This is a genomic window from Streptomyces sp. NPDC092952, assembly GCF_044754785.1.
GTDB lineage: Bacteria > Actinomycetota > Actinomycetes > Streptomycetales > Streptomycetaceae > Streptomyces.
In genome coordinates this window covers 36,323-62,276 of sequence record NZ_JBIVPT010000022.1, presented here as the reverse complement: position 1 = coordinate 62,276, position 25,954 = coordinate 36,323, and the positions used below count along the sequence as shown (strand labels likewise).

Genomic DNA, 25,954 nt, shown 5'->3' with positions numbered 1-25,954 from the left:
CGGTCGGGCGACCGGACGGGGATTCGGTGAGGCGGGCGGGCCGGGTCAGGGCTTGACGCGGACCACCTGCGGGTCGTGGTCGGAGGCCTGGACGGCGAACTCGCTGTTGATGTGGACGACGTCGTAGCGGGTCTGCTGCTTCTTGAACGCGGGGCTGACCAGGATGTGGTCGAGTACCTGCGAGTTGCCCTGGTAGACGTACGAGTAGCGCTCGGAGGCGGGCAGCTCGTTCACCAGGTCGCGCAGGACGCCGCCCTTGGTGAGGGTCTGGAGGGCGGGGGAGAACTGGTAGTCGTTGAAGTCGCCGAGGGAGACCACCCGGGCGCCGGGGTCGGCGGCCAGGAGCTTGGCGACGAAGGCGTGCTCGGACTCGGCCTGCTTGGCGCGCTGCACCTCGGAGCTGCGGGCCGGGGCCTGGAACCGGCTGTCCAGGCCTTGGTCGCCGCCCTTGCTGTTGAAGTGGTTGGCGATCACGAAGACCGGCTTGTTGCGGAACATGAACTGGCCGACCAGCGGCTTGCGGCTGCTGTTCCACGCTTCGTTGCCCGGGTCGATCCGGCCCGGGGAGGCGGTCAGCGAGGCGCGCTTGCCGGTGCCGGTCACGCCCACGGCGGTGGTGGCGTCGCCGCCGGGGATGTCGGTGAAGGAGACGCGGTGCGGGTTGAAGAGGAAGACCTGGCGGATGTTGCCGCCGGGCTCGCCGCCGTCCTTGCCGTCCTCCGGGTCGACGGAGCGCCAGTCGTAGGCGGGGCCGCCGGCCGCCTTGATCGCCTCGATGAACTTGGCGACGGTGGCACCGGCCGCGACCGTGCCGTCGTTGACCGGGCCGTTGTCGTCCTGGACCTCTTCCAGGGCCAGGATGTCGGGCGAGCGCAGGTTGGTGACGACGCCCTTCGCCAGCTCGGCGAACTTCTCGTCCGGGTCGCCCGGGTCGAGGTTCTCGACGTTGTACGTGCCGATGGTCAGCTCGCTCGGGAGGGCGCGCTGGGTCACCTCCCGCTGGAGCCCGCCCGACTCGACGGCGCCGAGCCGGTCGGCCTGCACCGCGTATCCGCCGAACTTGGTGTAGTCCAGCGGGCCCCCGGTGGCCCCGGTGAGCCGGTCGCCGACATCGGCGACCGGGAAGTCGGCGGCGGCGCCCAGCGACTGGACCAGCAGCCGGCCGGAGTTCTGCCGGTCGTAGCCGAGGTACACGGAACCGCCGCGCGCCGACCGGGGGTCCTGCTCGCGGGCGTTCACCCACAGCTCCTGGTACGCGTTGCTGGCCTGCGTCACCGGTACGTCGCGGACCTCGACGTTCATGCCCTCCAGCGACTCGTACAGGTCGAGCGCGTAGGCGTCGGGCCGCAGCGGCAGGGACTCGATCGAGCCGCCCGCCACGTCCGGGGCGTACGCCGCCGGGATGACCGAGCCGTCCAGGACGACCGGGGCGGGTACCGCGTTGCCCGAGGAGACCACGGTGGTCTTGGGGCCGGAGAGCTCGGTGAGGGACTGCGAGCCGCCCGAGCTGTTCGGGTAGTACTCGGTCACCTTGGCCGTGACCAGCACCGAGTCGCCGACCTTGACGGCCGGTCCGGAACCGCCGGTGTAGACGAAGACACCCTCGCTGGTGGCCGGGTCGGCGTCCGGGTTCGGGTCCTGGAACCAGAAGCCCTTGGTGCCGTACGTACGGACGCCGGTGACGACGCCGGGCACGCCCACGACGGTCTGGCCGGCCATCGGCGAGACGCGGGTGGCGCCCTGGATGTCATGGATGCGCACGGTGCCGGGCTCGGTCGGGCCGGTGCCGCCGTCGCCGCCGCCGGGGGTGGTCTCGCCCTTGCCGTTGACCGGGGTGGGGTCGCCGGCCTGGAAGTCGGCGGCGTTGTCGTCGGTGTCGGCGAGAGAGGCGGCGCGGGCCACCGAGGCGCTGTTGGAGGCGCCCGCGGCGGCGCCGGAGCCCTCGTGGACCACGGCGTTGCCGAAGCCCACCAGGTCGACGATGCGCGGATCGACGGCGCAGTCCGCGGCGGTCTTGCAGGTCAGCGGGTCGGTGCCGTTGACGAGCGCGATGGTCCCCGCGGTGCCGGACAGCGCCAGGCTGCCCGAGGCGTCGGCGGTCGGCAGGTTCACGGTGCCGCCCGTGCCCGCCGCCTCGGCGACCAGGTAGCGGGCGCCCGGGGCGACCGAGCCGCCCAGCGGGGTGACCCCCCACTTGCTGCTGGCGCTGGGCGTGCCCGGCAGGTACTGCACGCTGTAGCCGACCAGGCCGAAGGCGGCCCCGGAGGGGTTGGCGAGTTCGATGAAGTCGTTCTTCAGCGTCGCACCCGAGTTGCCGCCACCGCCGTACACCTCGGCGATGACCACGCCCGTGGACGGGGCGGCGACCGCGCCGGGCAGCGGGACGAGCACCAGCGACGCGGTGACCGCGGCGGGCAGGGCGGCGCGCAGCAGTCTGCGGCGGGAGCGGCGGTTGGGGAGGGGACTGGGCACCGTTGTGGCACTCCTTCATGGCAGGACACAGCCCGGTCGCCGCAGCGGGCGCCGGACCGGTGAGGGATCGTCAAGGTGGTGACGGGGGGACGCCGGACGGCGTCTCGCGCAGATCCAGAAGCTGAAGATACGCGCGTAGAACATGGCGTAACAAGGCTTCGGACATGAACTTTTCGTCACTGTTCCCAGTCGGCCCGGCCGCTGTTCCCGCAGGTCGGGCCAGGGCGCACCGGACTGTCCGGCATCCCGCACGGCCCGGAGGGCCGGTCCATGCCCGGACTTCCCCTACCCGGAGGCGCCCCGAGTGATCGAACTCATGTGCGCACCCGGCGCGGTCGTTTCCAGGGGGTGAGGAGTGCGCAGGATCTGTTCCGGGCGAGCTGAGCCGCGGCGAGACCGAGTGCCGGCCCCGTGGCCGCATCGGCTCCCCCCATGGGCCCGTGGACGCGAGGAGACCTATGCCCGATGCGCTGCCGGGGCGGCGCGGCAGAACCCGCCCGGCCCGGCTCGACTCTCCACCCCCCACCGCAGATTCGACGGAGGAGCTTTGCGCAAGGTTCTGAGTACCCTGGCGGCCACGATCGCCGTGGTCGCGGCTCTACTGGTGCTGGTCCCCCCGCACACGGGCGCCCGGCCCCAGGCGAGGACGGCCGCGGCCACCGCGCTCGACGGCGCCGAGCCGGCCGCGGCCACCGCGGGCGCCCACACGGTGACGTTCGTCAACAGCACCGGCAAGAAGATCTGGGTCGGCTCGACGGTCAACGCCGACGGATCCGAGAACTTCGGATCGTTGCCGGTCCTGGAGCCCGGACAGTCGGCGACGGTGACCGTCCCGGAGGACGAGGCCCCCGGCCACTGGCGCGGCAAGTTCTTCGCCCGTATGGGGTGCGGAGGTGAGTCCGGCAGCACCTTCCACTGCGAGCTGGGCGACTGCGGCGCCTTCGTCGACCACTGCGCGCCGGACACCGGCGAGCAGCCGGTCAGCCTCGCCGAGTTCAACTTCGACCCCAGCGACGGCATGGCGCCCTGGTACGACGTGAGCTACGTCAACGCCTTCTCCGTACCGATCACGATCACCCCCACCGAGGTCTCCGGCTCCGGTGGCGGCTGCGGCGAGGTGGGCTGCCCCGAGGACCTGCTGCCGAAGTGCCCGGCCGACGACCTGACGCGGTGGAGCGACGGCACACCGAAGCTGTGCACCAGCCCGAACCGCGACGCCAAGACCCCCTACAGCGACATGATCGCCACCAACTGCCCCAAGGCGTACGGCTGGTCGAAGCAGGACCAGGAGCCGGGCAACCAGGTCATGCAGCAGTGCAGCCGATGCAGCGGCTTCACGGTCGAATTCCACCGCGGCGCCTGAACGGACGGAAAAGCACCATGCGCAGAAGAAGCATCCTCACCGCCGCGCTGACGGCCCCGCTCGCCCTCTCGGCCACCGGCCGCTCCACGGCGGTCGCGGCCCCGACCGGCACCCCGCAGGCGGCCACGGACCGGATCGCGGCCCCGGCCACCACCGACGCGAAGAAGAAGGGCGTGAGCGCCTGGAACTTCGACGGCGCCGCCCAGGACCTCGCCGACTCCGGGGCCGGCTGGTTCTACACCTGGTCCTCGGGCAGGTCCGGGATCGCCGCTCCCGACGGCGTCGAGTTCGTCCCGATGATCTGGGGGCCGGATTCTGCGACCGACGCCGAGCTGGACCAGGCCAAGCAGCAGGGCACGACCCTGCTCGGCTTCAACGAGCCCGACCACCCGGGGCAGGCGGTCATGAGCGTGCAGCAGGCTCTCGACCTGTGGCCCCGGCTGCAGTCGACGGGCCTGCGGCTCGGCGCGCCCGCCGTGGCCACCGGCGCCGACAGCGCGGACGGCTGGCTCGGCCAGTTCCTCCGGGGCGCCGCCGACCGAAACCTCAAGGTCGATTTCCTGCCCGTCCACTGGTACGGCGCCGACTTCGACGCCACCAACGCCACCAACCAGCTGCGCGGCTACCTCCAGGCCACCTACGACCGCCACCACAAACCGCTCTGGCTCACCGAGTACGCCCTCATCGACTTCTCGTCCGGCACACCGAGGTACCCGTCGCAGGAGCAGCAGGCGGCCTTCGTGCAGCAGTCGACGGCCATGCTCCAGGGCCTGCCGTTCGTCGAGCGGTACGCCTGGTTCACGCTCTCCACCAGCCGCGGCGACGGCACCGGACTGTACGACGGCACGACCGCCACGCAGGTGGGCGCCGCCTACCGCGCGGCGGGGTGAGCCGCAGCCCCGTCCCGCATCACCGCTACGGAAAGGCAGCAGCCATGCTCCGTCCTCTCGCTCTCGCCCGTCTGGCCGTCGGCGCCACGGTCCTCGCCGGGGCGGTCGCCGCCGCACCGGCCGGCTCCGCCGCGCCCGCCGTCCCGCTCGCCGACACCTGCTGGGCGACGCACTACGGCCCCATCCCGCCCGGCTCCTACACCGCCAGCGGCGAGATCTTCGACAACAACGCCGACACCGCGGCGACCTCCCTCTCCCGCAACCCGCAACTCCCCTTCAACACGCTGGTGAAGGTCACCAACACCGCGAACGGCGCGTCCCTCGTCGTCCGCGTCAACGACCGCGGTACCTTCGCCCAGACCCCGCAGGAACCCAAGTGCCTCGACCTCACCGACGGCGCCTTCCAACGCCTCGGCGGCGTCATCGACCCGGACCAGGGCCACATCGAGGTGACGGAGGAAGTCCTGCAGTAGAGACCGTCACCGGCACCGGAGCGACCGGAGCCCCTGCCCCTCACCGGGGGTGAGTAAGGGGCGCCCGAGCGGGGTGGGAGCCCGGCTCAGGCGCCCTGATTCCGCGTAGACCCGCGCCTGGACGAGCCATTCCGATGTGATCAGTGGTGATGAGCGGTCAAGGATCGTATAACGGGCTGGCCGGTCCTGTGGTTGTGCCAGATCGCGGCGGCCATCGCGAGGACGCGTTGGGTAACGCGGACGGCGACCCCTTCGGAGGTCGGGCCACCATGCTGTTCCAGGTCGAGTTGGCCTTCGAGGGTGTCGTTGACCGGCTCGATCAGCTGCCGCACCGGCTTCAGGAGGCTCTCGCCCCTGCGCTTCTTCTCGCGATTGAAGGAAGGACGCAGCAACTCCGGTCCTCGGAAGGCCAGATCGGCCTGCTCCTTTGAGGCGAAGTCCTTGTCCGCGATCACCAGCAGGCTCGGCCGGTTAGTGGTCAGCTCGTCCGACTTCGGGTTCGCCAGTGCCCACAGCATGCACATCCCGGTCGGGGCGCACACCAGGAACAGGCGCAGGCCTCGGAAGAACCGGGAGTGCGAGGCGCGGTACCCGTATCCGGCCCGGCCGGCCATGTCCGACCGCTTCACCGTCGGACGTGAGCGGCCACACTCGACCGGCGTGGAGCCGATGATCCAGTGATTGCCGAACCAGAGATCCGTATCGACGGCCAGTAGCCGTATCGCCCTCCTGACCAGTGGCAACGCTGCCCGCAGCCGCTTGTTCCAGCCCGGCTGCTCGAGCACGTACGGGAACACCGCTCCCAGCCGGGAGTCCACGAACCTCAGCCAGCGCGACTCCGAGGTGAAGCCCGGCAGAGCCTGCGCCACGGCAAGGGTGACCGGCTCGGAATCCGTCAGCTGCGGCGGTCGGCCAAGCCATCGGGTACCTCCGATCCCGTCGTCGATCTCCCGTACAGTGCGGCCGGCAGGGCGTCCAGGTTGTTCGTCACACGACGATCATGGACGCCCCGTCCGCGTTCCCGGACACACCATCAGCAGAAGCCCGTTCAGAGGCGGGTGGCGGGAAGCGGTTCCACATCGAACGGGCGGGGCCCGAAAGAGCCGACGGACCGATCGCGCACCAGCGGTAGCGCCGCGCGGAGGTCTGCGCCGAGGTAGTGCAAGGAGTTGAAACCGCGTGACTCCCAGATGGGGAACTCCCCGTCCGTGTCGCGTGCCGCACAGTTCCACAACAGGGCATCACCGTTCTCGCTCCACGCGAAGACCTCCAAGGCGGTAGCCAGGGACCAGCTGCCGTCCGGTTCCACCATCCAGTCGAATGCTTCACTCTCTCCATCTCGGCAGCTCGCGCGGAAACGCCTCGTGAGCTGGGCGCCCCGACCGCGCAACCCGTCGGCGTATCCCGGGCGGACCGGCGGGTAGACCAACCACAGCCCGAAGGCGCGCCCCCACCCCGCGTGGCGAACGAACGCACGATAGGAAGCGGGGAATCCCTCACCATCGGCGAAGCGGAATCCATCGAGGGAATCGAAGTCGATGTGCTCGATCGTCGGTGAATCCCGAAGACGCAGCTCGGTCATTGCATCACTGATCATGTCGGGGATGCTAGCGATCGCACAGAACCGGAGCAGCAGTTGCCGGACACTTTCTCAGCCGTGCGAACGGATAAGCTCACCATCGCCCACCGGGCGGCGCTCTGCGTCGATGCCCACCTCATCTGGGCCCGGGCACAGGGGCGTCGGGCCGCATAATTTGGATACGACCTTCTCAGTCCGGCGTGGCAGCATGCGGAGATGGTCATTCAACACCCCGACGGCGACTACGCGATCACCGCGATGTACTCCGTTCCCGATGACGCCTGGTATCTGGAACTGGACCTGGTGGCCGGGCAACGGACACTCGTGACCGCAATCGTCCCCGACGAGGATCCAGCACGGGAACCCACGGTGTGCTTCAACCCGCACGCGGGGCACGTGGACGTCCCGTACCAGGTCATGCGCTGGTTCATGCACCAGGTCGATGAAGAGATCCGTACTTCCCGTGCCTGGATGCGGCTGAGACCGGAGCTCGTCGAGATCATCTACCAACTCCGTCAGGAGCACATGGGCGTCATCAACGATGCCGATTTTCCCCAGGTTCTGGCGGACGTGCGCACCACGGTCTCCGAAGAAGACCTGCCCGACGTTCTTGAGGCCGCCTTCGGGCGGAATCCTGACGGCACCACCATGGACCACCCGCAAGCGCCCCAGCCTGCAGACGGTCAACGAGACAGAACCTAGACGGCCCCCGCCCCTGCGGGCGGCGGGCCGTCCAGTGTGCCGACGTCACTTCGGCCGGTTCCGTCCGACTTCTCGCAGTCGACGATCCCGCGGATCATACGGCCCCGGAGGGACACACAGGCCGCGTCCTCACCTCGCCGGGGCCATCGCCAGCGCCTCGTTCAGGTGGTGCTCTGCGATTCCCTGCATGAACTCCCGGTCGGGGAAGTCCCCGTCGAGCAGCCGCAGCGGGCCGGCTGTCAGCGACAGATGCTGGGTGAGTTTGTAGAGCGCGAGGCGGTCCTCGTCGAGGCCGTCCACCGCCAGTTGCCGGTACTGGCCGGCGGAATGACGGAGGCGCAGGAACACGTGCTCCCACTCGACGTCGAAGTACAGCAGGTTCTCGATGTCGATCACGACAGGGCTGCCGTCCCGGTCAACCATGACGTGGTCCAGGCCCAGCTCGCCGTGGACGACGGAGTACTCGGCACGAGGCCGCACCACCGAGGTCAGCCGACGCAGCCGATCCTCCAACCGAACGCGGGCGTCGGCGATCCTGTGGTCGCGCGCGGCCGCCTCGGCGAGGCAGCGCAGCGCGAATGCGAGTGCCGCCTGCTCGCACGAGGCCGACCGTGACGTGCCACCCGCGTCGACCAGGCCCACCTTGCCGAAGGACGGTGCCCGGTGGGCACGCATCGTTTCCAGGCTCTCGGCGAGGCGCGTCATGGTCGGCTCCGCGGCACGCGGGTCGCGGTTGCGCAGGTCCATCAGCTTCTCGCCGGGCACGTCCTCGACGATCGCGAGGTCGGCCGGGTAGTGGGTGCGGTCACGGTCGACCAGGTGGATCTCGAGGACCCGGAGGCCCAGTGCCCCCAGCCGTGCGTGCGCGGCCTCGAACAGGTCGAGCCCGATGCCGGGCGAGAACGGGTCGGCGAGGTCGCCGTCGTGCTCGGTGGACGGCCAGTAGTTCTCGGAGTCCTCCCACAGATAGGCGACCGCCGTCATGGCGTCGTCCATCGTCAGTCGGTAGACGCCCTTCGTGGTGCCGCCCGCCAGCCGCTCGACCGCCTCCAGCCGTCGTCGCCCGCCCAGCGCGGCCCGCGCCGCACCCGCCAACTGGTCCCGCGTCACTTTCCTCGGTGCCACGCCCGCAACCTGCCTTCCGCCTCGATGACCGGGGCACCATACGCGAGTCGTCGTGGGGCACCGAACGATCTGGCCCAAAGCTGTCGTGGGAGATCCGTGAACAGGCACCGGGCGGCTTGCCATTCCCCTGCACTGACGCCATGTCCCGGATTCCGACTCCCATTCCGCGGGCGGATTACGTGGAGTCAGGTCTTCGGGGCTGTGCAATGGAGGGCCGGGCAAGCATGAAGGCGGGTGAGGTGTTTTCCCGTGAGATCCGCCACCTGCACGCAATATTTCCGGAACCGACGAGCACATGCCCACGTAGGCGTCCCGCACGGTCGACCTGGCGCAGCCAATACTGGCCCGCAGCTTGCCAGCCACTCAAACCGGGTGCGTCATGAAGTCGCACCGGGGGACCGGCCGGTGCGACTTCGGAAGGAGGGTTGCCCAGGGGCTTTGTTCCTCTGGGTTGGCTACCGCCAGGGGAACTCTTCCCTGAGATAGTCAGCAGCCCTCTCGGCGCGGTCCGCGTCGTCGCGTAGGAATCCGAGAGCCGAGTTGCATTCACGATGAAGAATCCCTCTGACGCAGTTACCGCAGGCCGTACGTCCGGGGAGACAGCACGAGTGGTCATGGTCGATCACGATCCCCTGTCGGAACTTGCCGATCGGCTCATCGCAGATGGGGCACTTCCCCCGCTGATACTGGTGTATCTCTGCGTACTGCTCGTAGGAGAGGCCGTACCTGCGGACTCTCCTGGCTATGTCCTGCTGGTCCTCGTTGCACTTGACGCTGTCGCAGGTGTAGGCCCATACGGTCTCGTTTCCACTGGACACGAACCTGCGTTCGTTCTTCCCGCCGCAGCAGGCGCATTTCGCCGTCCCCTTGACCCTCAAGATCTCCGCCCCCGCCCCGTTCCCCTCAATTGTCCACGTGTCGCAACCACTGTGACAGGAGAGCAGCCAGGCTTTCCGCCCTCCTGCTGATCCTTTCAGTATCGGCTGGCGAGGAGCCCGACCTCGGAAATTGTTGTGGGCGAAGCGGTCACGAGTGATCACCTACGGGCCATTGATTCCGCGGCCGGTCGCAGCCCACTGCTCCGAGCCGTCCGACCCGGCAGCGGCGGCGCGCCGCACGCACGATGGAGACCTGATTCATGAAAGCCGGTCCGATGGATCCCGCATGGCCGTGGACATCCAGCACCACGAGTCCGGTGCGTCAGCCACCTGCTCGCTGGTCACCTCTGACCACTGGTCAGTGATCACTTCGGAAGCCGGAGCAGGTCCGCACGGCCGTGTACGACGGTGTGGGCGTCGTACTCGACGCGGTCGGCGGCGAGATCCTGCGCCAGAGCCTGGACGTACTGGCCCCGTACGGACGGCTGGTGGCGTACGGAGCCGCGAGCGGCGGCCCCGGTAGCGCCCCCGTGGCCGATCTGTTCGCCCTGAGGTCCGTCATCGGTTTCTCAAGGACCGGGCCGAACTCACCGAGTACGCGGCCCGGGGGCTGTTGCGCACGGCGTCCATGCCCGGCTGCCTCTGACCGTGGCCGGAGAGGCGCGCCGGGTGCTGAGGAGCCGTGCGCAATTGGGCCGCATCCTGGTCCTCCCGTAGCCGTGATTGCCGCACAGCACGGTCAGCGGAACGACGCGGACGCGGTGAGCGGTTCCCGACCCTTTCCGGGGAGTGCCCGAGGTGCCCGGGGCCGATCGTCTCGCGACCCGCCGCGGGCACCGGTACGGGACCCTGCTCGTCGACCGCGGGCCCCGCAGGCCGCGCTCGGTCTGCTTCCGGCATGGCACGCCGGTACCCCGGTCACATGGCTGCGTCAGCGCCCTGGAGCCGGAGTGGGCTTCCGGGGCCATGCCGACTCCTGCGCCGCGGTCCCGCGCGGACCGCGGTGCGCCCAGTGCCCGCAGTGCGGCATCTCGCCCCGCCGGACGAGAGCGGGGGAGCGAGTGCGGGCGCCGGACTCCAGCGGAACCACCGGCCCGGCTCCTTCGGCAGGTTGCTCCCGCCGGGCCGGGGTGATGTCCGCGGCGTTGTGCGTGACCACGATCACGGCGAGTCCCCGCGCGGGAACGTGGCCGTGCCCGCGTCCTGAGTCGTCATCGCCTGCTCCACCTCGTGTGTGAGTACAGATGCCCGGCGAGTACCACGTCGATCGTCCGACGGGTGTGGGGCCCGACGGCGTCCGGGAGATCCTTCGGGTTCCAGAGCCGCCGTTCCCCGTACCGGTCGGGCTTCAGGCGGGGGCCTCGTGCTTGTCGCCGTCCGCCTCGGACGTGATCTGGTAGGAGAGCAGTTTCTGGAACGGTCCGGCCTGTTGGGAGAGCCGGGCGTAGGTGCCCTCCTGGACGATGCGGCCTTCGTCGAGGACCACGATGCGGTCGGCGACGGCGACGTTGGTGATGCGGTGGGTCACCAGCAGCACCGCCCTGTCCTGGGCGAGGGCCCGCAGCCGTTGGAAGATCCGGTACTCGGCACGGGGATCGAGATTGGCGGTGGGCTCGTCGAGGACCAGTAGACCGGCCGGGCGGAAGAACGCCCTGGCCAGGGCGATGCGCTGCCACTGGCCGCCGCTGAGTTCCTCCCCGTTGAGCCACTCGCGGGCCAGGAGGGTGTCCAGGCCGGTGCCGAGCTTGTCGATGACCTCGTCGGCGTCGGCCTTCTCGCACGCTTCGCGGACCGCCGCGTCGCCGCGCGCGGTGGGCTGGCCCTGGGTCACGTTCTCGCGCACGGTCAGCGGCCAGCGTGCGTAGTCCTGCGGCACGAGGGCGACCTGCTGCCACAGGGCCTGCGGATCGGCCTCGGTGGTGGGGACGCCGTCCCAGAGCACCTCCCCGTCGGTGGGCAGGTAGAGGCCGCTGACCAACTTCGACAGCGTCGACTTGCCCGAGCCGTTGAAGCCCACCAGTGCCGTGACCTCGCCCCGGCGCAAGGTGAGGGAGACGTCGGACAGGGCGTCGCGGTCCTTGCCCGCGTAGCGGTGGGTGACCGACTTGATCTCGATCGTCTCCGGCGGCTCGGGGTGGTGCGGGCCGCGGCGCATACGGAAGCCGCCGGCCTTGTCGAGGAAGCCGGTCCAGTCGTCCATGTACAGGCCGGTCCGTACGGCGCGTGCGCCGACGGAGACCAGGCCGCGGACCGACGTGCCGACGGTCTGCAGGGCGAAGACGGCTGTTCCGGCATGCCCGACGGTGATCCGGCCGGTCGCCAGCAGCCACACGACCGCCGCCCACACCACCGTCGATCCCATGCCTCCGCACACCGCGCCGGCCAGGGACATCCGGGCGCCCCGGTCGGCCGCGGCCCGGTCCTCGCGGTTGATCCGGGAAACGGTGTCCCGGTACCGGCCGGACAGGAAGTCGGCCATGGTGCCGGCGCGGATCTGGTCGGCGGCGTCCTTGGTGTAGATGTGCCAGCGCAGTACCGACAGCATGCGGTTGTCGCCGTTGCTGCGGAGGTTGGCCAGGTAGCGGACGCGTGCGGCGCTGACCTGGGCCAGGGCCTGCGGCAGGCTGGCTGCGACGAGGAGAGGGAGGAGCACCGGGTGCACGCCGGCCAGGACGATCGCCCCGGCGAGGAACGAGGCGGCCGAGGCGATCAGGTCCTGGCCCTCGTTGATCAGGTCGCCGGTGACCTGGGCGCCGCGGTCGGCGGCCTCGCGGTCGCGGTTGAAGCCGGGGTCGTCGTAGGCGCACAGCTCGACCTCGGCGCAGCCGGTGAGCAGCATCTGCTCGGCCTCGCGGGACATCAGCGGGCTCAGCCGGGAGGAGAGCCAGCTGACGGTGATGCCGAGGAGCGCGCGCACGCCGGCGGTCCCGGCGAGCAGGGCGACGGACGGCCATGCCTGGAGGAGCCGGTGGTACACGTCTCCGTCGCGCAGCAGGGCGGTCAGGGTCCCGGAGACGGCGACCAGGCCCAATGCCTGCATCACCCCGGTGATCGTCTGGCACAGCAGGAGGCCGGCGGTCGCCCGCCGGTCGACGCGCCAGGCGAGCGCCAGCGAGCGGCGCACCAGACGTGGCAGGCGGTGGGCCATGTCGCGCATCCGGATCGAGCGGCCGGCCGCCTCACGGCTGCCGGTCAGGTCGACGTACCGCATCTGCGGCTCCGCGGCGGGCGTGTCGGACGCCGACGAGGGGGCGGAGGTGGGCGTCGCGGATGTTTCGGGGGTGGTGCGCGGTCCCGGAACACGGCCGGCTGGTGCATCGGTGGGCTCGCTCATGCCGCCCACCCCGCATCCGGACGTTTCGTGGTGAACGTGTCGTCAGCGTTGCGCGTGATCACGCCGGGCCGCCGTTCGATTCCGGGAGGCTGCTGAGAAGGGGCGGGGGTGGGGTGCACGGCGTTCCTCCGTTTGAGCGTCGATGTGGCACTGATGCTCTAAAAACGCGGTGGATCCGGTCTCGTCACGGCCCGATCGGAAGGCATTTGGCGAATGTCAGTTCGCATGCCGCAGGTGGGGTGTGCGGGCTCTGGACCGTCGCCGTTCAAACTCGTTCGATCAGGGGAGTGGGGGGTTGCGGACAGCGCGGATCCGGCCGCGACGCGCGATGGCGGCGGCCCGGGGGCGGCTGAACGAACCGGGCGGAGCGGGGAGGGCCAGGTGCCCGGGCGGGCGCGCGGTGGCCGTCGAGCCGTGGGGCGAGGGAGGGGCCAGGCCGGGGGAGCGCAGAATCCGCAGAGGTGGTGCCGGCGGCCGTCGCTACTGAGGGGTCCGCCGTTGGCCCGCGCACTCGACGAAGCTCGCGGCGGCCGTGTCCGCGGCCAGGGCCGTCCGTGCCGCTGAACGAACTGCCCCATGCACCTGGGGCCATGACGGCTCCAGGTGCATGGGGCAGGGGTGTCGACGGTGTCGCGTCATGCCTTGCGGAGCCGGGAGATGATTCCGTCGAGGTCGCGCTGGAAGAGGTCGGGGCGCACGAAGTGGCCGCCGGGTACCTCGTGCGATTCGTGCGGGATGCCCGCCTGGTCGAGCAGGGAGCGGAACTCCCGCTGTCCCGCCAGGACCTGGGTCTCGTTCACCGTGTCGAACCAGTTGACCGGATCGGGGCTGGTGCCGGCGACGAGGAAGACCCGCTTGTTGCGGTAGCTCTCGATCCGCTCGACCGGGTTGTCGGCGCTCACCCGTGCCTCGTCCCACAGAGGCACCCCGTAGACCGTGCCGCCGGCGAGGTCCAGGGCCGCGGACGACGCGTTGGCCCAGTGGGCGACCAGCCCGAAGTCGCGGCGCAGACTGGCAGGGCCGGAGTGGGCGCTCACCGAGGCGAAGTGGCCGTAGTACTTCGCCGCGTACTTCAGCGCCCCGAAGCCGCCCATCGAGAACCCGGCGACGGCCCGGCCGTCGTACTCGGCGTAGGTGCGGAAGTTCGCGTCGACCCACGGGATCAGCTGGTTGATGTGGAAGGTCTCCCAGTTCCGGGGGCCGGTGTTGGAACTGACCGGGTTGGAGTACCAGCCGGCGTGACCACCATCGGGCATGACGACGATGAGAGGCTTTCCGGCCGTCCAGGGGCGGATGCCGAGTACGTCGAAGGTGATGAAATCCTGGTCGGTGCCGCCGCCGTGGAAGACGTAGAGGACCGGGTAGGTGCGCCCGCTGGTGGCGTAGTCGTCGGGGAGGAGGACGTTGACGCCGGGGTTCCAGCCGATCGCGTCGGTCTGGAAGCGGTAGTACTTCATCCGTGGGTCGTTCTCGTTGCGGTCCACGATGCGGAGCCCGAAGCGGTCACCGGCCGCGTTCGCGGCGGTGGCGGTCGCGAGGACGCCGCCTGCGCCCAGGGCGAGGGCGGCGGAAAGCCCTCCTGCGGTCTTCAGGACATTCCTACGGGTGGGGCGGTGCTCGCTCAACGCGGCCTCCGGTCGGCTGTCGGGGTCGGTACGGTGGTCAGTTGTCGGTGATCCAGGTGCCCCGGTCGGGGTTCCAGTGGATGGTGGCGTTCTGGAATCTCTGTGCCTTTCCGGCGGGGTTGCCGGGGGTGGCCGCCTCATCGGTTTCGTCGGTGAGGGGGTAGCCGAGGGCGGCTTCGTGGCCGGCGGCGTGGAAGGCGTCGTAGATGGCGCCGTGGACGGTGTGGGCCCCGGTCTTCGAGGACCAGAGGAAGAGGCCGTGTTCGAAGAACTGGTAGCGGCCCCGGGTGCCGTCGGGGGCGGGGGCGGCGTCGGTCTCGTCGGTGGTGGGGAAGCCCCAGCGGCGTTCGGCGTCGGTGTCCCAGAACTTGGTGAGGATGTCTCCGTAGACCGCGTGGGCCACATCCGGGTGCCAGAGGATGATCCCGTTCCGGAACTGCTGGAAGCGGCCGCCGAGCGAGGAGTCCTCCTCGGCGCGCAGCGGCGGGCCGAGCGGGCCCGAGGGGCCGCCTGTCGCGGCGTACTTCGCGCCGATCGTGCCGTACGGCTGGAACGCCTCCGCCATCAGCTCCCGTGCGTATCCCTCCGCCTGGCCGTAGCGCTCCGGGTACGCCGAGCGCTGGACGGCCTGGGCGAGTTCGCCCGCGGTGGCCCAGTCGGGCTCCATCTGCTGGGCCACCTCGAAGAACTTGTTGGCGGCGTAGTCGACGTCGAGGCACTGGGCGGGTTCGCACCACCCCATCGAGGGGCGCTGCTGGAAGACGCCGAGCGAATCGCGGTCCCCGCAGGCCAGGTTGTTCATCCGGGATTCGACCCAGCCCGTCTCGAACCCGGCGAGCATCACCTTGTCCGACACCCCGCGCCGCTGCCCGACCTCGTACACCTTGCGTGTGACGGCGATGTCCCGGTCCGACGGGATGTCGCAGAACAGCGTGGCGGGGGCGGGGTGGCCGAGAGGGCCCGGCACATCAGCCGCTCCCCGGGCGGAAGCCGGGGTGCCGAGGCCGGTCATGGCCAGAAGGACCAGCAGAACCGATGATCTCCGTATCGCGCGTCGTCGTGCGGTCGAGCGGTGCACCTGACTGCTCCTTCGTGTCGGAAGAGCCTTGCGGCGGGGAACCGTGAGCGCCCGGATCAGAACCAGCTCTGGTACGGGGTGTCATTGCAGGGCCAGGTACGGAATCCCAGAGAGCTGTCGTCGATGCACCGCAGGGTCGCCTGGTTCTGGAAGCGGACCGTGCCGTCGTTCCAGACCTTGACCAGCCAGCTCTGCTCCGGGCTTGAGCTGCATGTGCCGACGGTGCGGAACCCGTTGTCGCTGTCCTCGACGCAACGGTTGGTGTTGACGTTGCGCAGTTGGCGGGTGCCGTCGTTCCACACCTTCACATCCCACAGCTGGGGCGCGCTTCCATTGCAGCTCCAGGTACGGAAGCCGTTGTCGGTGTCGTCCATGCAACGGTCCGTGGCCTGGTTGCGGAAGCTCTGGGTGGCGTCGGTGGTCCGGGCAAAGGACGCGGAACCAGAACCGTTCCCGGCGGCCAGGGCCATGGACGGCGCGGTCGCGGAGATGAGGACGAGGGCCCCGGCGAACAGGAGCGAACGCGTGCCGTACATGAGCTGTTCCTTCTTCCCTCGCGGTGGTGGTGAGTCCGCAAGCTAGCCGCCGGGCCGCCGGGCGGGACATCCGGAACACTCCGGAGTGACAGGCCGCGGCACGAGCGGCGACACTCAGCGGACAGGCTCGGGGTGCGGGCAGTCGGGAACCCGGGGCCGGTCCACCGTACGTACGGCCGGCAGCCAGGCCGAGGAACGGGAGGAGCCGACGGGCAGCCGGACCCGGTACCACTCGGTGGAGCGCGCGTCCGACTCGTCGATGATGGGGATGCCTTGGGCCAGACGGCATTCGACGCCGAGGACGGCGCCCTGCCACACCCGGGTAGGGACGACGTTGTCGGCGGTGTAGGGCAGAAGGGGGTTGATCGCCAGACCGAGACTGCACTGCCGGCTGCGGCTCGCGAGGTCCTGGCAGTCGCTGTCGGCGTTGAACACCCTTATTCTGCCGGGTGGTTCACCGCCGGCTCCGGGAACGGCACCCACGGTGTGGGACCAGACGGTCGTGGCCATCGCGCACACCGCGGCGGTCACCAGCAGCGCGCGGGGCCCCCGAAAGCGGCGCACCGGTCGAGGAGAGGGCGACCGCGCGGCGATCCGCTCCAGCAGACTCTCGGCGGTGTGTCCGGCGCGGTCCGTGTGGGTGGGGGCCAGACAGTCGGCGACCAGGTCCCGCCAGAACGGCGGCAGCGCACCGTCGATCCGCAGCCGCGCGCGCCCGCTCGCGTACTCCTGCACCGCCGCGCCGCGCGCCATCGGCGTCGCACCGTGAAACGGCGAGGCGCCGGACGCGAACATCTCGTGCACCAGGATGCCCAGGGCCCAGATGTCGGAGCTGGGCCGGACCTTCACCCCGTGATCGCCGAGCGGCGCCTGCCAGCGTTCGGGCGGGAGGTAGTCCAGGGTGCCCATCGGGGGCGCATAGCCGTGGGTCCCGGCGGTGCCGGTCAGTTCGGTGGCGAGACCGAAGTCCGAGAGCTTCGGCGAGCCGTCGGAGTCCAGCAGGATGTTCTCCGGTTTGAGGTCGCTGTGCACCCAGCCGCTGCCGTGCAGATGGGCCAGGCCCTCGCAGATCCCGGTGAGCAGCCGGACCGCGTCCCCCTCCGTGACCCTCTCGCGGAACAGGTCCCGCAGACTGCACTCGGCACGTTCCATCACCAGCACGATCGCACCGTCCAGGAACCGCAGGTCCGGGTCGGCGATCACCACGGAATCGAGAAGGCGGACCAGCCGGGGGTGGCCGACCCGGCGGCCGAGCTCGACCTCCCGGCGGGCGGCGTCCGCGACCCCGCGGGCCTGGCGCGGGGCCAGCCCGGCGGTCGGCAGCACTTTCAGCGCGACGCCTCCCGTCCCCGCCCCGTCTCCAGGAAGGCGGTCCGGGAGGCGGCCCGCGTACACGGTCGACCAGCCGCCGGTCCCGATCGGTTCGGCGACCTCGTACGGACCGATGCGGTAGCCGCGCGGCAGAAGCTCGGTACGGTGGTCGCTTCCCGAGGCATCGCCACGGCCGCGTCCCGCCGCCAGTTGCCTGCCTCCGTCGTACCGGTACTCGTACTCGTGCCTCAACGTCTGCCGCCTTCGGCCGGATGCGCGGGTGCCGGCGTACGGGAAGGCAGCAGCGCCAAGTGCTCCTCCCGCACCATCCCGAACCGCAGCGCCACCCCGACCAGGGCCTCCCGCTTCCCATTGCGGCGGGCGCCCGACCCAGTGCGGTCGGGCGGGGCCTCGATCCGCATCTTCTCCTCGGCGAGGTAGTCGATGTGCGCGCTGACCGCCCGCGCCGTTAACCGGCCGCCCGCCGCGGGGTGGCTGCCGAGCCGCTCGACGATCTGCGGGGTCGTCGGCACGGCGACCGGCGACTCGTCACGCAGCCGCGGTTCGCAGAGTGCGACCAGCACCAGGAAGTAGAGGGCCGTCTCGTCCAGCGAGTACGCCATGACCGTACGGCTGCCCCAGGGGTCCGCGGCGCTGCCGGGGTGCGGACCATCGGGGTCCAGATAGACATGGTCGGGGGCGAACACTTGGAAGGAGACGACAGCGCCGCGCCGGGTGGGCAGCACGACCCGGGAGAACTCGAAGGGGATGGGGGCGCCGAGTCGGCGCGGCGGCACACGCAAATACTCACCGGCCCCCTCCGGGTTCTCCACCAGATAGCTCTGCGTCGTGCTGTGGTTGCTGAGCAGCCAGTGGTCGTCGGCCACCCGGATCTCACCCGCCAGCCGGGAGACCGCCGCGTCATCGAGGCGCAGCTCCACCGGGACCGCCGCCGACCCCCGCCCGAACCGGGCCACTTCTCCTGGGCCGAGCCGCAGGGTCACCGGGGCATCCCGTGATGTTCCTCCGCCGGCACCGTCCGTATGCGGCAGATGGACAACAATGCCGCTCACCGCCCTCACCTCGCCCCCGTGGCAACGACTCCGCTTCAGGCGAACGTTACTCATCCCGGACCGTGGCCCCGTCCGGGTTCTGGCCGTTCTCCAACCGTCGCCGCGCCGTCCGCCACAGATGGGCGGAAGCCGGCACGAGCCCAGGAGTCCGCCGCTCCGAATACGGCCCGGCCTCAGGTTCCTGCCCGTCAGGGGAAGCGCGTGACGGCGCCGGCCGGGGAGAATCCGGCGCCCGGCAGGATTCACCCGGCCTCGGGCAGGGCGTGGCCCGCTCCGGCGAACTGGCCCGATTTTGCGGCCGCGCTTGTACGTGGGTGGCTTATGTGTTTCCGAACGTGTGAGCTGGTACGACCCGTCGGCGGCTCGCTCACGCTCGCCTTGCGGACCCGTACGGTGGCGCGCCGGGCCGGCCAGAGCATCCGAGTGCTCTTCCAGTACTACTGCGGAGCCGAGTTGGTCCGTACCCGGTCCGGGTCGCCCGGGCCGCCGCCACCACGGCGGCGACCCGGGGCCATCAGCGTTGCCTTCCTGGAGGGGCGGAAGAAGCCGCACTGCCGGCTCTCACGGTGCCGCCCTTTCGCTGGTGGCAGGTCCCGTCAGGTGCGGGTCCAGCGTTGGTTGCTGCTGTTCGAGCAGGAGTAGAGCTGGATCAGGGTGCCATCGCCGGTGCCGTTGCCGACGGCGTCGAGGCAGAGGCCGGACTGGACGCCGACGATGGAGCCGTCCGAGGCGAGGCGCCACTTCTGGTTGTCGCCGCCCCAGCAGCTGTAGATCTGGACCTTGGCCCCGTTGCCGGTACCGGCGGCATCCAGGCACTTGTTGCCGTAGACCTGGAGCTCGCCTCCGGCAGTGGAAACCCACTGTTGGTTGGTGTTGCCGTTGCAGCTCCACAGCTGCAACTGCGTGCCGTCGGTGGTTCCGGAGTTCGGCACGTCCAGGCACCGGCCCGAACCGACGCCCCTGATCTCTCCGGAACCGGACGGGGGTGTGGACGAGCCGCCGTTGAGTGCGCTGAGGACGGAGGCGTAGGCGGGTTTCTTGCTGCCGTCGTTGTTGAACAGCAGCGGCGTCTGTTCCGATCGCCAGGAGTCGCTGTCGCGCACGCCCCAGACGGTGATGCCGAGGCAGCGCGGGACGGCCAGGCAGTCGTTGGTCACGCCGGCGTAGGTCGAGGCGGGGGCGCCCTGGACGTCGAGTTCGGTGATGGCCACGTCGACGCCGAGGGCGGCGAAGTTCTGAAGGGTGGTGCGGAAGTTGCTGTTGTAGGGACTGCCGCTGTTGAAGTGCGACTGGAAGCCGACGCAGTCGATCGGCACACCGCGCTGCTTGAAGTCCCGGACCATGGCGTACACGGCCTGGGTCTTGGCCCAGGTCCAGTCCTCGACGTTGTAGTCGTTGTAGCAGAGCTTGGCCGCCGGGTCGGCGGCGCGCGCGGTGCGGAAGGCCACCTCGATCCAGTCGTTTCCGGAGCGCTGGAGGTTGGAGTCCCGTCGGGCCCCCGAGCTGCCGTCGGCGAATGCCTCGTTCACTACGTCCCACTGGGCCATCTTGCCCTTGTAATGGGCCATCACGCCGTTGATGTGGTCATTCATCGCCTGGCGCAGTGCGCTGCCGCTGAGGTTCTGCATCCAGCCGGGCTGCTGGGAGTGCCAGGCCAGGGTGTGGCCGCGCACCTGCTTGCCGTTCTGCACCGCCCAGTTGTAGACGCGGTCGGCGGCGGTGAAGTCGAACCGGCCCTGCTGCGGTTCGGTGGCGTCGATCTTCATCTCGTTCTCGGCCGTCACCGAGTTGAACTCACGGCCGGCGATCGTCGTGTACGCCGAGTCGCCCAGCTTGCCCGACGCGATGGCAGCGCCGAAGTACCGTCCGCTCTGTGCCGCCGCGGCGCCGAGCGTGCTCTCGGCGGCGTGCGAGGCCGACGGGGCCGCCAAGGTGGTGACCACACCGAGGACGCCGACGACCAGTGTCAGCAGCAGGCTGCGGATCGTCAGGCGGACAGGGGGTCTGGGGAGGGGATACGAGCCCATGACTGTGCCTCCGAGGTAGAAATCACTGAAGGGCCGGCAGGGGTTGCCCCGTTCGCGCCCGGTCGGCGGACGGGGCGGGCCGGGTCCCGGGCAGCACCGCATCACCGAACACCGCGGTCATGGCATGGGAGCGGACGGTTCTCGACGTGGGCACGGGGTACTCCATCGAGGCTCAGCCGGGGAGCACCAAGCGGCGTCGCGTACCTCTCCAACTGTGCGAAGAGTCAGGATGCGCTGGTGTGAACCTCACCGGGACGGACGAAACAGGTGGCGCGGGTGCTCTGGTGCGCGGATCTGTCGTGCGGCACGGACTCCCCGAGACCGGTGCGATCGGAGTGTCGGTGCGGTCGGCTGCCCAGACAGGAATGATTGAGGGGCTGACAGCACATCGTCAATACTCTCGTTAGAAAAACTTTCTGACCTTGGTTCGAAAGTTTCGAAACCGGGCTGTGTCGCATGGTGAACCCCGGTGCGGTAGCCGATTTCTCGGGCGTGCGCGTGCGGGCTCCGCTCCGGCGTCAAGCGTGATGCGAATCGGTCGTCGGTCATCGGTCGGTGTGGCGTGTGGCGTTTCGGGCTCGGTTCCCGAAAATGTTTCGGAGCGGGCAGGGACACGCGCGAGACGCGTTCACGCCGTTCACCGGCGCGCCGATCGTTGGAGCCGCTTGTCACTTCGCCCCTTGATCGATGCGGCGAACGCGCCGAGTCGCTGCGTCCGCGTACCCGGGACAACCCGGGACCGCCCCGACCGGACCATGGCCATCGACCCCTGCGACCTGCGGTTCCTCCATCAGTGTGGGGATCCCGACGCGGGTGGCGCATACGACCGACTCCTGTGGCGGCCGGGGCCCTCGCCCCGCGCCGCCGACCTTCTTCCCGATCCACAACAGGCTCGGTACACGTCGGTGAAGGCCCGATGGGCGACGAGGGTTTACGTGCGTCTCACGCACGGCGGAGGCCGGTTCCCGCGCACCGCGGGAACCGGCGCCGCGCTCATCGGCGGCTACGGGGCGACGCAGCCGATCGAGCCGACCGGGAAGTCGTTGCCGGTCGATGTCGCCGTGAACCCGAAGGTGACGCTGCCTTCCGGTTCGATGGTGCGGTTGTGGTCGAGGTTCCTGACCGTGAGCGTGCCATCGGGTGCTGTGGTCGGCGCACCGTTCCACACGCTGCTGACCTGGGTGCCCACGCCGGGTTTCCATTGCACGGCCCAGCCCTCACGTGCCGTTGTGCCATGGTTCATGACCTCGACGGAACCCTGGAAACCGCCGCTCCAGGAGCTGGTCACGCTGTAGGAGGCCATGCACCCGGTGTGCGGGTCGGTGGGCGTCGGGGTGGGCGTCGGATTCGGAGTGCCGCCCGAGCCGCGGATGCCGGTCACCTCGCCGTTGCCGCCGTCGAAGACGATGTCGGAGCAGGAGAAGAAGTTCTCCTGGCTGTCCGAGCGCACCCACTGTATGAACATGACCGCGTCACCCGAGCGACCCGAGGGCAGGTTCATGTCCCAGTAGTAGTGGCCGCCCTCCGTCCCGGGCCCGCCTGCCTGCGGCGGGTCGGTGACGGTCTGGATCAGTTCCAGGTCGTCCCAGCCCAGCTCGCTGCTGGGCGAGTAACCGGGCTTGGACAGGTACACCCGGAAGGAGCCCGGGTGCGCCGCCCAGTTGCTGTGCTTGACCTGGATCGTCTTCCCGGACGTCAGGTGTGTCCGGGGCCAGTCGGAGCGCGGGGCGTTGTAAGCGGTGAAGTTGTACGGTGACCGGTCACCGGCACTGCACAGCTTTCCGTCCGGGACGTAACCCGCCCCTCGTCCGCCCGCGTTGGAGTCGAGCACGGCGAACCAGTTGTACAGCGCCGTCGCGCCGCTCTCGTCGAGCGCGGCCCTGCACGCCGGGTTCGTCGGGTCCAGAGCGCCGGTGTCGGTCCTGGCGTCCAGCATGCAGAGGTAGGTGCGCGATCCCGGGGTCATCGTGACGCCGTGCGCCTGCGCGTTGCCCTGGCCCATCAGTGTCAGTCCGATTCCGCCGAGCAGTGTGGCGAGCGCCGTCGCCAGGGAGGCGAACAGTTTCTTGCGTCGGGCCATGAGGTCTCCTGTGCCTGTGTGGGGATGGACTTCCGGGTGTGCTTTCTCTCCTGCGGTCGCTGCCGGGCGAGGAGCCTGGGGTGATGGGGGCGAGGAGCGGGCTGGTCCGGGTGAGCGCGGCGGGTGGGATCGCCGTGGCCGTCGGTCCCACCGGAGGCGAACCGGCCGGAGCCCGGCCGGTTCGCAGAGGAGGGGCCGGATGTCGTACCGCAGGAGTCGACGATCCGCGGACCGGGGCGTGCGGCGCTGCGCGGTGCGGCGCAGCGCCCGACGGTTCAACTATGGGAGCGCTCCCACCCGTTAGTATGACGGACTGTAGAAGTGTTGCCGTGCTCCTGACAACCCATCGCGGGAGATGCGTCGAGCGGGCGGCGAGGGTGCGGGGCGCGGTCGCCGCGGTCATCGGGTTCCGGAGGCTGTGGCCGTGTGCGGCGCCGGATGGGGGTGCCGGTCCGATGCGGGGCACGCGGGCGCGTCACGCCGACCCGTGTCACCGGCCGCGTTCCCGAGGTCGCCCGCCGCCCGGTCGCACCGGCTGCTCTGGCGGCGGGTGCACCGTGATCCGGCCGCTCTCGTTCATCGGTCGACCGCGAGTCCGGTGCAGTCGCGGATTCTGTCCAACCGCTTGACGTCACGTCCTGCGCCCCCGAAGTTGGTGGGAGCGCTCCCACTCCTGTCCGTACCCCGCCGGACGCGAGCCGCTGCCCCAGTCGCCGCTTGCTCCGGCCCCTCCCGTAAGGACTTCGGCGTGCCGAGACATCAGTCAATCGCCCCCCGCCCGTCCCGTACGTTCCGCCGACCGGACCGCCCCAGACGCGTCAGCGTGTTGATGGGTGCCGCAGCCACCGCGGGGCTGCTGGCGGGCATCCTCACGGCACCCGTCGGTGCGGCCCAGCCCCCCGACGAGGCACCCGAGCTCATCGTCAACGGGGACTTCTCCGCGGGTACCGCCCCCTGGTGGTCGACGGCCAACAGCCCCGTCACCGTCTCGGACGGACGCCTCTGTGCCGACGTCCCCGGGGGCACGGCCAACGCGTGGGACGTCATCGTCGGGCAGAACCGGCTCGCCCTCACAGCCGGCGAGGGATACACCCTGAGTTATACGGCGACGTCCACCGTGCCGGTCACCATCCGCACCAACGTGCAGATGGAGACCGAACCATGGACCACGGAACTCGCCACCGCACAGCCGGTCGGGGCGACCGCCGAACGCGTCACGGAGACCTTCAAGGCCGGAGCCGACCACGACGCGGCGCAACTCGTCTTCCAGATCGGGGGCAGCGCCGAGGCATTCACCTTCTGCGTCGACGACGTATCGCTGCGCGGCGGGACCGCGCCGCCACCGTACGAACCGGACACCGGATCCCCGGTCCGGATCAACCAGGTCGGATACCTCACGCACGGCCCCAAGTCCGGCACCGTCGTCACCGACCGGACCGACCCGCTGCCCTGGACACTCGACTCGGCCGCCGGGACACGGGTGGCCGAGGGCACCACCGCTCCGGCGGGCGTGGACACCAGCTCACGGCAGAACGTACACACCTTCGACTTCAGCGCGGTGACGACCCCGGGGGAGGGCTACACCGTCACGGTCGCGGGGGAGAAGAGCGAGCCGTTCGCCATCGGCGACGATCTCTACGCGCCGCTGCGCACCGACGCGCTCGCGTACTTCTACCACAACCGCAGCGGCATCGAGATCGACGCGGACATCGTGGGCGAGCGGTACGCGCGGCCGGCCGGCCATCTCGGTGTGAGCCCCAACCAGGGCGACAGCGACGTACCGTGCCAACCGGGCGTGTGCGACTACCGCCTTGACGCCTCGGGGGGCTGGTACGACGCCGGTGACCACGGCAAGTACGTGGTCAACGGCGGTATATCGGTCGCCCAGTTGATGTCCGTCTTCGAGCGGACCCTGTACGAGGAGAGCGCCGACGCCGAGCCGCTCGGTGACGGCGAACTCCGGCTGCCCGAACACGGGAACGCCATCCCCGACATCCTGGACGAGGCACGCTGGGAGCTGGACTTCCTCATGCGGATGCAGGTGCCCGCAGGAGAGCCGCTCGCGGGCATGGCCCACCACAAACTGCACGACAGGGCGTGGACCGGACTGCCGCTCAGGCCGGACCGTGACCCCCAGCCCCGGGAACTGCATCCGCCGACCACGGCGGCCACCCTCAACCTGGCGGCCACCGCGGCCCAGTGCGCCCGCCTCTTCCAGGTCTACGACGCGGACTTCGCCGCGCGGTGCCGGGCGGCCGCGCGCTCCGCGTGGACAGCGGCCAAGGCCCATCCGGACGTCCTCGCCGATCCGCAGGACGCCACGGGCGGCGGCGCCTACAACGACGACGACGTACGGGACGAGTTCTACTGGGCGGCGGCGGAGCTCTTTCTCACCACCGGCGAGGACGGTTACCGCCAGGAACTCCTCCGCTCCCCGCTGCACGGCGACACCGGCGCGGTCTTCCCGCGCGGCGGCATGTCCTGGGGATCGGTCGCCGGGCTCGGCGCCCTGAACCTCGCGAGCGTGCCCGGCAAGCTGCCCGCCGAAGAGCTCGCCACGGTACGCCGCATGGTGACCGAAGCCGCCGACGGATACGCGGCCGACTCGGACAGGGCCGCGTACGGCCTTCCGTATGCCCCCGACGACGGGCACTACGTATGGGGATCGAACAGCCAGGTCGCCAACAACATGGTCGTCCTGGGCTCGGCGTACGACCTGACCGGCAGGACGGCCTACCGTGACGCCGCACTGCGCGGACTCGACTACCTTCTGGGCCGCAACGCGCTGAACCAGTCCTATGTCACCGGGTACGGAGAGCGGGACTCGCGCAATCAGCACCACCGGTTCTGGGCCAACCAGCTCGACCCCGCCCTGCCGCATCCGGCACCGGGATCCCTGGCCGGCGGTCCGAACGCATCCATCGAGGACCCGGTCGCGCAGGCCAAGCTGAAGGGCTGTGCACCGGCGATGTGTTACATCGACGACATCGAGTCCTGGGCCACGAACGAGATCACCGTCAACTGGAACGCCCCGCTCGCCTGGGTCGCGTCCTTCGTGGACGATCTGGGCGATGGCGGGCCCGCGAAGGGACAGTGCGAGGTGACCTACACCTCGCAGCGCTGGAGCAACGGCTTCACCACCCATGTCGCGCTGAAGAACACCGGCGACCGCACGGTCCGGCCCTGGCGGCTCGACTGGACGTTCGCCGACCAGCAGCAGGTGACCGACGCCTGGGGCGCCGACATCGGACGGACCGGCCCGCGGGTCACCGCCGAGGCCCTGAGCCGGAACGCCGCCCTCGCGCCCGGCGACACGGTGCGGTTCGGCTTCAGCGGCCGGTCCACCGGTCTCGTGCACGACCCCCAGGTCTTCAGGCTGAACGGCAGGGCCTGCGGGACGGCATGACG

17 protein-coding genes and 1 pseudogene are annotated in these 25,954 nt (G+C 70.2%); 5 read left to right on the top strand and 13 right to left on the bottom strand.

Annotated elements, in window-relative coordinates:
* Nucleotides 1-45 precede the first annotated feature (45 nt).
* Nucleotides 46-2,472, bottom strand: coding sequence for an endonuclease/exonuclease/phosphatase family protein (locus tag ACIQGQ_RS32710; RefSeq protein WP_402402873.1), 2,427 nt, complete (start codon nt 2,470-2,472; stop codon nt 46-48).
* A gap of 547 nt (nt 2,473-3,019) precedes the next feature.
* Between ACIQGQ_RS32710 and ACIQGQ_RS32705 the strand changes: the two genes are divergently transcribed.
* From ACIQGQ_RS32705 to ACIQGQ_RS32695, 3 genes are read left to right on the top strand one after another with little or no spacing between them, the layout of a single operon-like run.
* Nucleotides 3,020-3,835, top strand: a complete 816-nt coding sequence (locus ACIQGQ_RS32705; RefSeq protein WP_402402870.1) for a thaumatin family protein — start codon at nt 3,020-3,022, stop codon at nt 3,833-3,835.
* Nucleotides 3,836-3,852: 17 nt separating this feature from the next.
* The gene (locus ACIQGQ_RS32700; protein ID WP_402402868.1) at nt 3,853-4,725 is read left to right on the top strand and encodes a glycoside hydrolase family protein; all 873 of its coding nucleotides are present in this window, start codon (nt 3,853-3,855) and stop codon (nt 4,723-4,725) included.
* Between the two features lie 44 nt (nt 4,726-4,769).
* Nucleotides 4,770-5,198 (top strand): septal ring lytic transglycosylase RlpA family protein, encoded by a 429-nt coding sequence (locus ACIQGQ_RS32695; protein WP_402402865.1) that lies wholly within the window; start codon nt 4,770-4,772, stop codon nt 5,196-5,198.
* Between the two features lie 140 nt (nt 5,199-5,338).
* Here the strand turns inward: ACIQGQ_RS32695 and ACIQGQ_RS32690 are convergent.
* Both ACIQGQ_RS32690 and ACIQGQ_RS32685 read right to left on the bottom strand, forming a co-directional pair.
* Nucleotides 5,339-6,189, bottom strand: a pseudogene (locus ACIQGQ_RS32690) (IS982 family transposase).
* A 57-nt stretch (nt 6,190-6,246) separates the two neighbouring features.
* Entirely contained in the window at nt 6,247-6,795 is a 549-nt protein-coding gene (locus ACIQGQ_RS32685) for a hypothetical protein (RefSeq protein WP_402402863.1), read from the bottom strand.
* Nucleotides 6,796-6,993: 198 nt separating this feature from the next.
* Between ACIQGQ_RS32685 and ACIQGQ_RS32680 the strand changes: the two genes are divergently transcribed.
* Nucleotides 6,994-7,479: a hypothetical protein gene (locus ACIQGQ_RS32680; protein ID WP_402402860.1), complete on the top strand. Its 486-nt coding sequence runs from the start codon at nt 6,994-6,996 to the stop codon at nt 7,477-7,479.
* A gap of 129 nt (nt 7,480-7,608) precedes the next feature.
* Here ACIQGQ_RS32680 and ACIQGQ_RS32675 read toward each other — a convergent pair whose 3' ends face one another.
* From ACIQGQ_RS32675 to ACIQGQ_RS32630, 10 genes are all read right to left on the bottom strand, one after another.
* Nucleotides 7,609-8,589, bottom strand: coding sequence for a phosphotransferase family protein (locus ACIQGQ_RS32675; RefSeq protein ID WP_402402938.1), 981 nt, complete (start codon nt 8,587-8,589; stop codon nt 7,609-7,611).
* Nucleotides 8,590-9,059: 470 nt separating this feature from the next.
* The gene (locus ACIQGQ_RS32670; RefSeq protein ID WP_402402857.1) at nt 9,060-9,482 is read right to left on the bottom strand and encodes an endonuclease VII domain-containing protein; all 423 of its coding nucleotides are present in this window, start codon (nt 9,480-9,482) and stop codon (nt 9,060-9,062) included.
* 1,348 nt (nt 9,483-10,830) lie between these two features.
* On the bottom strand, nt 10,831-12,693 hold the full coding sequence (locus ACIQGQ_RS32665; protein WP_402402936.1) for an ABC transporter ATP-binding protein: 1,863 nt from the start codon (nt 12,691-12,693) through the stop codon (nt 10,831-10,833).
* A 758-nt stretch (nt 12,694-13,451) separates the two neighbouring features.
* Nucleotides 13,452-14,441: an alpha/beta hydrolase gene (locus tag ACIQGQ_RS32660; protein ID WP_402402854.1), complete on the bottom strand. Its 990-nt coding sequence runs from the start codon at nt 14,439-14,441 to the stop codon at nt 13,452-13,454.
* Between the two features lie 37 nt (nt 14,442-14,478).
* Nucleotides 14,479-15,408: an LGFP repeat-containing protein gene (locus ACIQGQ_RS32655; protein ID WP_402402851.1), complete on the bottom strand. Its 930-nt coding sequence runs from the start codon at nt 15,406-15,408 to the stop codon at nt 14,479-14,481.
* Nucleotides 15,409-15,575: 167 nt separating this feature from the next.
* Nucleotides 15,576-16,055 (bottom strand): RICIN domain-containing protein, encoded by a 480-nt coding sequence (locus ACIQGQ_RS32650; RefSeq protein ID WP_402402848.1) that lies wholly within the window; start codon nt 16,053-16,055, stop codon nt 15,576-15,578.
* Nucleotides 16,056-16,169: 114 nt separating this feature from the next.
* A complete protein-coding gene (locus ACIQGQ_RS32645; RefSeq protein ID WP_402402933.1) occupies nt 16,170-17,576 on the bottom strand; it encodes a serine/threonine-protein kinase in 1,407 nt (468 codons plus the stop codon).
* Between the two features lie 38 nt (nt 17,577-17,614).
* A complete protein-coding gene (locus ACIQGQ_RS32640) occupies nt 17,615-18,439 on the bottom strand; it encodes a serine/threonine protein kinase (RefSeq protein WP_402402845.1) in 825 nt (274 codons plus the stop codon).
* A 596-nt stretch (nt 18,440-19,035) separates the two neighbouring features.
* Nucleotides 19,036-20,466, bottom strand: a complete 1,431-nt coding sequence (locus ACIQGQ_RS32635; RefSeq protein WP_402402843.1) for an endo-1,4-beta-xylanase — start codon at nt 20,464-20,466, stop codon at nt 19,036-19,038.
* Between the two features lie 1,003 nt (nt 20,467-21,469).
* Nucleotides 21,470-22,546, bottom strand: a complete 1,077-nt coding sequence (locus ACIQGQ_RS32630; protein ID WP_402402840.1) for a lytic polysaccharide monooxygenase — start codon at nt 22,544-22,546, stop codon at nt 21,470-21,472.
* Nucleotides 22,547-23,375: 829 nt separating this feature from the next.
* Here ACIQGQ_RS32630 and ACIQGQ_RS32625 point away from each other — a divergent pair.
* On the top strand, nt 23,376-25,952 hold the full coding sequence (locus ACIQGQ_RS32625) for a glycoside hydrolase family 9 protein (RefSeq protein ID WP_402402838.1): 2,577 nt from the start codon (nt 23,376-23,378) through the stop codon (nt 25,950-25,952).
* The last annotated feature ends 2 nt before the right edge of the window (nt 25,953-25,954 follow it).

Excerpts from the sequence above, each read along its gene's own strand:
- ACIQGQ_RS32695 (WP_402402865.1), top strand. The coding sequence starts at position 4,770 with ATGCTCCGTCCTCTCGCTCTCGCCCGTCTGGCCGTCGGCGCCACGGTC.
- ACIQGQ_RS32630 (WP_402402840.1), bottom strand. The coding sequence starts at position 22,546 with ATGGCCCGACGCAAGAAACTGTTCGCCTCCCTGGCGACGGCGCTCGCC.
- ACIQGQ_RS32685 (WP_402402863.1), bottom strand. The coding sequence starts at position 6,795 with ATGATCAGTGATGCAATGACCGAGCTGCGTCTTCGGGATTCACCGACG.
- ACIQGQ_RS32650 (WP_402402848.1), bottom strand. The coding sequence starts at position 16,055 with ATGTACGGCACGCGTTCGCTCCTGTTCGCCGGGGCCCTCGTCCTCATC.
- ACIQGQ_RS32700 (WP_402402868.1), top strand. The coding sequence starts at position 3,853 with ATGCGCAGAAGAAGCATCCTCACCGCCGCGCTGACGGCCCCGCTCGCC.
- ACIQGQ_RS32635 (WP_402402843.1), bottom strand. The coding sequence starts at position 20,466 with ATGGGCTCGTATCCCCTCCCCAGACCCCCTGTCCGCCTGACGATCCGC.
- ACIQGQ_RS32665 (WP_402402936.1), bottom strand. The coding sequence starts at position 12,693 with ATGCGGTACGTCGACCTGACCGGCAGCCGTGAGGCGGCCGGCCGCTCG.
- ACIQGQ_RS32680 (WP_402402860.1), top strand. The coding sequence starts at position 6,994 with ATGGTCATTCAACACCCCGACGGCGACTACGCGATCACCGCGATGTAC.
- ACIQGQ_RS32625 (WP_402402838.1), top strand. The coding sequence starts at position 23,376 with ATGGGTGCCGCAGCCACCGCGGGGCTGCTGGCGGGCATCCTCACGGCA.